The organism is Halorientalis litorea (genome assembly GCF_023028225.1).
Taxonomy (GTDB): domain Archaea; phylum Halobacteriota; class Halobacteria; order Halobacteriales; family Haloarculaceae; genus Halorientalis; species Halorientalis litorea.
In genome coordinates, this window is sequence record NZ_CP095482.1 from 2,790,721 (window position 1) to 2,798,302 (window position 7,582).

8 protein-coding genes are annotated in these 7,582 nt (G+C 65.2%); 3 read left to right on the forward strand and 5 right to left on the reverse strand.

The window, feature by feature from the left end:
* Positions 1 to 15: 15 nt before the first annotated feature.
* Positions 16 to 462, reverse strand: coding sequence for a universal stress protein (locus MUG95_RS14900; RefSeq protein WP_247009012.1), 447 nt, complete (start codon positions 460 to 462; stop codon positions 16 to 18).
* A gap of 103 nt (positions 463 to 565) precedes the next feature.
* Between MUG95_RS14900 and MUG95_RS14905 the strand changes: the two genes are divergently transcribed.
* Complete coding sequence (locus MUG95_RS14905; RefSeq protein WP_247009013.1) at positions 566 to 1,045, forward strand: SRPBCC family protein; 480 nt, start codon at positions 566 to 568, stop codon at positions 1,043 to 1,045.
* A 77-nt stretch (positions 1,046 to 1,122) separates the two neighbouring features.
* Complete coding sequence (locus tag MUG95_RS14910; RefSeq protein WP_247009014.1) at positions 1,123 to 2,880, forward strand: MutS-related protein; 1,758 nt, start codon at positions 1,123 to 1,125, stop codon at positions 2,878 to 2,880.
* Between the two features lie 9 nt (positions 2,881 to 2,889).
* Here the strand turns inward: MUG95_RS14910 and MUG95_RS14915 are convergent, their stop codons facing one another.
* Positions 2,890 to 3,084 (reverse strand): hypothetical protein, encoded by a 195-nt coding sequence (locus MUG95_RS14915; RefSeq protein ID WP_247009015.1) that lies wholly within the window; start codon positions 3,082 to 3,084, stop codon positions 2,890 to 2,892.
* A gap of 50 nt (positions 3,085 to 3,134) precedes the next feature.
* Entirely contained in the window at positions 3,135 to 3,425 is a 291-nt protein-coding gene (locus MUG95_RS14920) for a DUF7577 domain-containing protein (protein ID WP_247009016.1), read from the reverse strand.
* 254 nt (positions 3,426 to 3,679) lie between these two features.
* On the opposite strand from MUG95_RS14920, the gene MUG95_RS14925 reads away from it, so the two are divergent.
* A complete protein-coding gene (locus tag MUG95_RS14925) occupies positions 3,680 to 3,922 on the forward strand; it encodes a DUF8015 family protein (RefSeq protein WP_247009017.1) in 243 nt (80 codons plus the stop codon).
* A 7-nt stretch (positions 3,923 to 3,929) separates the two neighbouring features.
* Here the strand turns inward: MUG95_RS14925 and MUG95_RS14930 are convergent, their stop codons facing one another.
* Both MUG95_RS14930 and MUG95_RS16925 read right to left on the reverse strand, forming a co-directional pair.
* On the reverse strand, positions 3,930 to 7,349 hold the full coding sequence (locus MUG95_RS14930; RefSeq protein ID WP_372608179.1) for a DEAD/DEAH box helicase family protein: 3,420 nt from the start codon (positions 7,347 to 7,349) through the stop codon (positions 3,930 to 3,932).
* Between the two features lie 60 nt (positions 7,350 to 7,409).
* Entirely contained in the window at positions 7,410 to 7,544 is a 135-nt protein-coding gene (locus MUG95_RS16925) for a DUF7128 family protein (RefSeq protein ID WP_256463859.1), read from the reverse strand.
* Positions 7,545 to 7,582: the final 38 nt, after the last annotated feature.

Genomic DNA, 7,582 nt, shown 5'->3' on the forward strand with positions numbered 1-7,582 from the left:
CGCCGGCAGTCCGTCTCACGCACTCGGGTCGCCGATATGGACGACGAACACCGGCACCCGCGCGTTCTCGACGACGCGTCTGGTCACGCTTCCGAGTTTGACGTGTCGGTCGTGGTCGCCACTCCCGCGCGTCCCGATGACGACGACGTCGTTGCTCGAACCCCGAGTGTGTTTCACGATGGTCTCCGACGGGATGCCCTCGCGGACGGACCCCGTCGCCTCGACGCCGAGTTCCTCGGCACGCATCTGGACTTCCTCGATGGCCCGCTCACCCTTCCGTTCGAGCGTTTCCTCGGCCTCTGCCCGCCTGTCCGCCGGGAGTGCGTGGTACTGCCGCTCGTCGACGACGTACAGGGCCTCGACGGTCGCGTCGTGGCGGTCGGCCATGTCGAGGGCGTGTTCGAGTACGTCGACGATGGCTTCGCTTCCGTCGGTGGGGACGAGTATCCTGTCGTAGTTCATGTGTAACGGTTTCACACGCCACCCCTTCAACACGGGGGGCAGTCTCACGCCGTGGGAACGAACCGACCACCGACGTTTTACTCCGGTCGCTCCTAAAGGGTGCATGGCTGTCTACGAGCGCAGAACTCGCGTCGCCGCGCCGTTCGAGGATGTGTGGGAGTTTCACTCACAGATTTCGGGGCTGGACGCGCTGACCCCGGGGTGGATGAACCTCGAGATCGAGTCCGTCACCGGTCCCGACGGCGAGGCCGACCCGGAAATCCTCGAAGCAGGGGCACGCGCCGAGTCGTCGGTACGGCCGTTCGGCGTCGGGCCACGCCAGCAGTGGACTTCCGTCATCACCGAACGCGAATCGGGCGACGGCACGGCGATGTTTCGGGACACGATGGAGGGCGGCCCCTTCGCGGAGTGGGAGCACACGCACTCGTTTTACGCCGACGGTGACGGAACGGTCGTCCACGACCACGTCGAATACCAACTCCCGTTCGGGCCGCTCGGGCGGATGTTGGGACCGCTCGCCGTCGTCGGCCTCGAACCGATGTTCCGGTTCCGTCACCGGAAGACGAAGGAACTTCTCGAGTAGCGTCGTCGGCCCGTTCGTCGCCGGGGCGTTCGCCGCGAGTCACGAACGTCTAAGGCACCGCCGTTCGTGGCGGGTGTATGCGACTGGAGGAGTTCTGGGGCGTCGGTCCCAAGACCCGCGAGGTGTTGGCCGAGGAACTCGGGGAGAGCGAAGCCATCGCGGCCATCGAGGCGGCCGACAGCAGGACGCTCGTGAACGCGGGGCTGAGTCGCGGCCGTGCGACTCGCATCCTCCGCCGGGCGAAGGGTGGCGAGGGGATGGACGTTCTCGCAACCCGGGACACCCGCGACGTGTACAAGGACATCTTGGACGTAGCCAGCGAGTTCGCCGTCACGCGCCACGCCGAGGACCGCATCCGCGTCCTCACGCCGCTCCGTGACCTGTCGGCGATTCGGGACCGCCTCGATACCGTGCTGTCGGCCGTCGATGCGTGGCGAACGCTCGACCCCGCGACGCGTGAGACAGTCGTCGCCGCCTTCGAGACTCACGACAGCGTCGCAGGCGGCGACCGCTCCGCGGCGGAGACGGCACTCGCCCTCGCCGACGCCGGCGTCTCTGAAGGTGCCTTCGAGGGTATTACAGACCTCGACACGGACGCGCTGGCCGAGGCCGCCGACGCGCTCGCGGTTCTGGGTGACGGGGCAGTCGGTGAGGGGGCGGACGACAGACTGGACGCCCTCCGCGAGCAGTACCGGGCGGCCGAGGAACTCGCCGCGAACCAGACGGACCTGTCGGAGACGGTCCAGAGCGAAGTCCGGGGCACCGACGAGTTCCGGGAGACGGTACTGGATCAGATAGCCGCCGACACCGGCGTCGACATCGGCCGAGTGCGGGACGCGATGCCGTCCGACGCCGCCGACGCCGCGGGCTTTCTGGGCGAGACGTTGCGGACGCTCACCGACGACCTGCGGGCGGCAGTCGATGACCGTGAGACCGAGGTGGCGGCGACGCTGGAGGGGGCCGTCGAGGACGCCCGCGAGGACATCGACGCGGCGGTCGAACTGGTCGACGACGCCGCGTTCTACGTCTCGCTCGCGCGCTTCGCCGTCGCGTACGAGTTACAGCCGCCGACCTTCGTCGAGGACCGTGACACCCTCGCGGTGGCCGACGCCCGGAACCTCACGCTCCTCGCCGAGTCGGACGTGCAGGTCCAGCCGGTGCAGTACGGTATCGGGGACCACGAGGTGGAGTTCGCGGCGGCGACGGCCCCGCCGTCGGGCGACCGGGTGGCGGTCCTGACCGGCGCGAACAGCGGCGGGAAGACGACACTGCTGGAGACGCTGTGTCAGGTGCAATTGCTCGCGCAGATGGGCCTGCCAGTCCCCGCCGACACCGCCGAAGTCAGCATCGTCGACGTGGTGGTCTTCCACCGCCGTCACGCGAGTTTCAACGCCGGCGTCCTCGAATCGACGCTCCGGACCATCGTCCCGCCGCTGACCGACGCGGACCGGCCGCTGATGCTCGTCGACGAGTTCGAGGCCATCACGGAACCGGGGAGCGCGGCCGACCTGCTCCACGGACTTGTCACGCTGACCGTCGACCGGGACGCCGTCGGCGTGTTCGTCACGCACCTCGCCGACGACTTACAGCCACTCCCGGACACCGCCCGGACGGACGGCATCTTCGCGGAGGGGCTGGACCCGGACCTGGAACTGGCCGTGGACTATCAGCCACGCTTCGGCACCGTCGGGAAGTCTACACCCGAGTTCATCGTCTCCCGACTGGTCGCGGACGCCGACGACCACACGGAGCGTGCCGGGTTCGAGACGCTCGCCCGTGCGGTCGGAGAGGAAGCCGTCCAGCGGACGCTGGCGGACGCGCGCTGGACGAACTGACCGGCCGGGTCAGACCCCCTCTAACTCCTCGACGCCGACGGCAACCGTCTCCCTGCCGTCGGGGCCGGCTTCGTCCAACTCCAGTCGTGCGACGGCGTTCCCCTTCTTCGGCGTGTACGTGACGGCGGTAACCGTGCCCGCACACTCGACACCGTCGACAGTCACACGTGCCCGCTGTCCTTCGAGGTCGGTTCCGGGGTCCATACCCGTCTCTTCGGCTCTACCGGCCTGTCTCTTGTGGACTCGTGCCGAGTTCACCGCATCCCGCTCCCCTGCGCGCCCCCTACGAGGCCACTCGTCGCCGTCGGCCCCGGAAGCTCGGCCGCACAGTTCCGACAGAACTGGAACTCGGTCTCGTTGCGCGCGTCACACTCGGGACAGACGACCACCGAGATGTCGGCACCCCCACGTCCCGACCCGTCGGCCCCCTGTGCCCCCTCCCACGCGTCGGCGAGTGCCGAACGCCGGTAGAGGTACACGACGACGACCAACTGTGCCACGGCGAGGCTGACGATAGCACCGTGAACCCAGACGTCGGCGACCATAGTTGCACGGAGCTACGAGTGGCCCGAGTAAAACAGTTGTGTCACAACGGCCCACGGCAACTGCTCCCCATCCCGGTGCGGTCGGCGGAGAGAGTTCTGCCCGAACACGCCGGTTCGTGCGTTCCGCCCCTCCGTTGCATTCTCGTATTATTTTGAGAACCACTGGCGTCTCTCTTAATGCCTTCCAACGAAGACACCGGAGTAACATTTTTACTGGATGCTCCACCTACTTTTGAACGAGGAGGTGGCAACACATGGCGACGAGCGACAGGAGACCCCACGAGTTCGGTACCGACCAGCGAACGCCGGTCGCGGGGCTGTCCCGATACGACCTCGTGTTGGTCCTGATACCGCTGGTACTCGCCGCGAGTGTGTTTCTCGGCCACCTGTTGTCCGTCCCGGTCGAGATGACGCTCGCTGGCGCGTCCGTCGTCGGGACTGCCGCGCTGGTCGACGCGCTCTTCCTGAACCCGCCGACCCGCGACCGACCGCGGTAACCGTTCGTCACTCTCGTTCGTCCCGCTCCACAGAGGCATCACCGTCGTCGTCGGTCGCGGTATCCGCCGTGCCGTTGCCGTCGAGTTCGCCCGCGACGGCCCCCGTCTCTGCTTCGGACTCGCTCACTCGGACGCCCTTCGAGGAGAGGTGCCTGAGACGACGCTGGGCGAAGTCTTCCTCGTTGCTCCCGCGGGTGGCGAGGACGTAGACCAGCGACCGGCCCTCGGGACGCATCGTCCGGCCCGCTCGCTGTGCCCCCTGTCGCCGCGACCCGCCCAGTCCCGAGGCGACGATGGCCACCTCGGCGTCGGGGAGGTCGATGCCCTCGTCGCCGATGCGGGAGACGACGAGCCTGTCACGCGCGCCGTGACGGAACTCGTCGAGGAACCGCTCACGCTGGCTGTGGGGCGTCTCGCCGCTGACGAAGGGTACGTCGAGTGCCGCCGAGAGTGCCCGCCCTTGGTCGAGGTAGTCGGCGAACACCAGTGCCTTCTTGTCGCTGTGCTGAGCCAGCAAGTGCTCGACTTCCTCGACTTTCGCCGGGTTCGTCGCCGCGAGTTGCCGGCGTTCGTGGCCGTGACTGCTGACGTACTGGTTGCGCGCGTCGTCGTCGGCCCACGGGACGTACCGAATTTGTACCTCGGGTTCCGCGACGAACCCCGCGTCGAACAGCGCGTCCCAGTCGGTGCCGATAGGCGGCCCGATGAGGGTGTAGATTTCCTCTTCGTCGTCACTCTCACGTACAGGGGTTGAAGACAGTCCGAGGCGATGTTTCGTTTGCAAATCAGCACTACGTCGGTACACATTCGCAGGGATGTGGTGGCAGTTGTGTGTGAGGAACCCGTCCGCGACGAACGTGTGTGATTCAGTTTCGAGGTCGTAGACAGTATCCACGCCCTCTGTCTCAACGGTCGTCACTTCGGAGATAGTCAGTCCCGTCAGTTTCGACAGTTTGGATGCGTGTGCTTTCGCTCGTTGCCGTCGCTCTGAGGCGATTTGTTTCGTTGCGTTCAGTGCCCCCGCGTCTCGCTCCTGAAACCGTCGGTATGCACCCCCGGACGTTAGTCCCACTTCAGTACCGATATCCTGATACGTGACATTGTGTCTATCACGTACTCTTTTGGGGCCTTCTACGTCATTCTCGGCGTACTCACGCAGACCATGGGCGAGTTCGGAGAGGTGTCTCTGCCCGATTCTGTATTTCCCTCTAATGACATCACCGATAGTCTGTCTGTTGACTCCCGCCATCGAAGCGAGGTCTGCATTTGTCGCTTCAATATCATTTTTAATGGACTGGAGCAAGGCCCCAACTGGGAGACCGGTTGCTGGACTCTCTCCCGTCCCCACCCGCTCTGACTTGTGCGACAGCCGGAACCCGACTGCTTCTTCGAAACGGCCACCGTAGAACGACGCTATCGTGAGACGGTAGACGTCGTTGTGGCGTACGTCGTCGCGTTCTATTTCGAGTCGTCGGCAAGGGATGCCGATTTTTTGCAACAGAAGCCGGACATCCGCCGCTAGGCTCGCCGACACGGAGTTGAATTGAATACGCGACTTGGTATCGACGGACCCTTCCGCATCGAACAGCCCACGGAGCAGTGCGCCGACCCGGGCCGCCGACCACGTATAACATTCCGACGGGACACGAACGGAGTCGGTTTTATACCCCGACGGCAGGTCGTGGTCCAACTTCGAACCGAGGTTGGGAATCCAAATCGTCACGTCGTCTCTGCTGTTCTTGTAAACGGAATAGTCGAATCCGGCAGCATCACAGAGTGACCTGATGATGTCGACTTGTGCGTCGGCCTTCCGTCCGAACGAGAACTTGATATCGCCGTACTCGTTATGATGCCCATCTCCCAAAAACCAACCAAGTAACTCACCTCTTGCGATTTCTGGTGGTATCCCGTGTGACTCCCCCGGGTTCGATAGCTTTGGGTCTGGTGTCGGCTGGACGAGGTAATCGCCCTCGCTAATGCCGGTTTGTTCGGCCAGTTCTCCGGTCTCGGTATCGAACACGATGTGCGTGTGCTCTGGGGTCGCCCGCAACGAATGGCCTGCATCGGTCTCAATACGCTCCACTGGAGCCTCTGTTTTGAAGATACCAGTCACGTCCTGCCACTCGTACTCGTCTTTTACTGGGTCAAACGACCGGACCGTCAGGTCCACGTCTGTAGTCCATCCGTGCTGCAGTGCTAGCTCTGAATCCAGGTCGTCGAACGTCGTACGTCCCGACGGTGTCTCGATAACCGTCTCTCCAGCGAGACACTCATCGTAGACGACCAGTCCCCACTCCCGACTGTCGAACAGCTGTCGATGTCGGTCCATCCCGGCGGTCTGGTAGGTGGCGATGGTCACCGGTCGCACGTCCTTGGTCCCGCCGTGGTACTCGCCGACTTGGTCCTCCGTGAGCGTCGTGTGGGCGAGAATCTCGTCGCGCCACTGCCCGGCGAGTTCCCGCGAGGGGACGAGGACCAGCGTCTCGCCGCCGACCCGAGCGAGGATGCCGAGCGCGGCGACGGTCTTGCCGGCACCGGGCGGCCCGACGAGGACGCCGGATTTGGTCTCCATGAACTGTCCGACCCACTCGTGTTGGTAGTCCCGGAGGTCGAGGTCGAGCGAGAGGGCGAGCGGTTCGCCGGTGTCGAGGTCACGTTCGTCCTGTATCGGATAGCCCGCCTCGTAGAGGACGCGCTTGACTTCGGCGACGGCGTCCTCGGCGACCCACGACTCGGTGTCGGAAATCGGGGCGCGGAGCAACCCCTCGTCCAGTTTCTCTCTGGCGACGTTGCCCATCAGGTTCGCCGTCGCGGCTTCGAGGACGACGTACCCGTCCTCGTGGGTCCGCAGGGTGAACTGGTGGGCACGCTCCCACTGGTCGGTCACCCACTCCTCCAACTCGGGCGAGCGTTCGGGGATGACGTCCCGCATCGTCCCGAGGAGGGCGTCGACATCGTCGTAGGGCGCGCTCCAGATGTCCTCGCGCCGGAGTTCGTAGAGGTAGCCGCCGCGGTGGGTCGTGTCCAGCAGGTGGGCGAACTGGGAGAGTTGCGCCCGCGTGAACTGCGTGGGGTGGTCCACGACGAGTTGCCGCCGCGTTGGAAAGACGACGACGCGCTCGCGGTCTGCCAGTCGGGACCAATCGGTCGGGTAGTAGACGACGGGGTCGCTCGATACGTCCTCGCGCTGGACGGCCCCCTCGTCGTGGAGTTTGTCGAGGAGTGAACTGGCCCGCTCCTGCGAGCAGTCGAGTTCGCGGGCGGCCTGCCGTGCGGTCACGACCGGACGGCCGACCGTCTGTACGAGGTCGGCGAACCCGTCGCCGTCGAGCGTCAGTTCGTCGGTGTCACTGTTCGGGTCGAGGGTGGTCGAGTCGTCGTCGGACCCACCCTCGTCGCCTCCGTCGTCGGCCGCGTTGTCGGTCACTACCCTCCCTACGCTGGCGACGGACAAACCCGTTACGTCGTGCGGGCGGCGTCACCGGCGTTACTGGATGTACGACGGCTCCTCGGCGTCACAGTTGGCCTCGTGTTGGCGGGCGTCCTCTTCGTCGTCGAACATGAGGCCGCACTTCTCACACTCGTACCAAACCCCATCCTCGCGCTCGGTCTGAGCGACCATGCTAGAGGGTTCCGTAGCCCGGAGTAAATGTGTTTCTC

What these genes read in the sequence shown, in the direction of transcription:
- MUG95_RS14905 (WP_247009013.1), top strand. Translation starts at nt 566, where the DNA reads ATGGCTGTCTACGAGCGCAGAACTCGCGTCGCCGCGCCGTTCGAGGAT.
- MUG95_RS14910 (WP_247009014.1), top strand. Translation starts at nt 1,123, where the DNA reads ATGCGACTGGAGGAGTTCTGGGGCGTCGGTCCCAAGACCCGCGAGGTG.
- MUG95_RS14915 (WP_247009015.1), bottom strand. Translation starts at nt 3,084, where the DNA reads ATGGACCCCGGAACCGACCTCGAAGGACAGCGGGCACGTGTGACTGTC.
- MUG95_RS14925 (WP_247009017.1), top strand. Translation starts at nt 3,680, where the DNA reads ATGGCGACGAGCGACAGGAGACCCCACGAGTTCGGTACCGACCAGCGA.
- MUG95_RS16925 (WP_256463859.1), bottom strand. Translation starts at nt 7,544, where the DNA reads ATGGTCGCTCAGACCGAGCGCGAGGATGGGGTTTGGTACGAGTGTGAG.
- MUG95_RS14920 (WP_247009016.1), bottom strand. Translation starts at nt 3,425, where the DNA reads ATGGTCGCCGACGTCTGGGTTCACGGTGCTATCGTCAGCCTCGCCGTG.
- MUG95_RS14900 (WP_247009012.1), bottom strand. Translation starts at nt 462, where the DNA reads ATGAACTACGACAGGATACTCGTCCCCACCGACGGAAGCGAAGCCATC.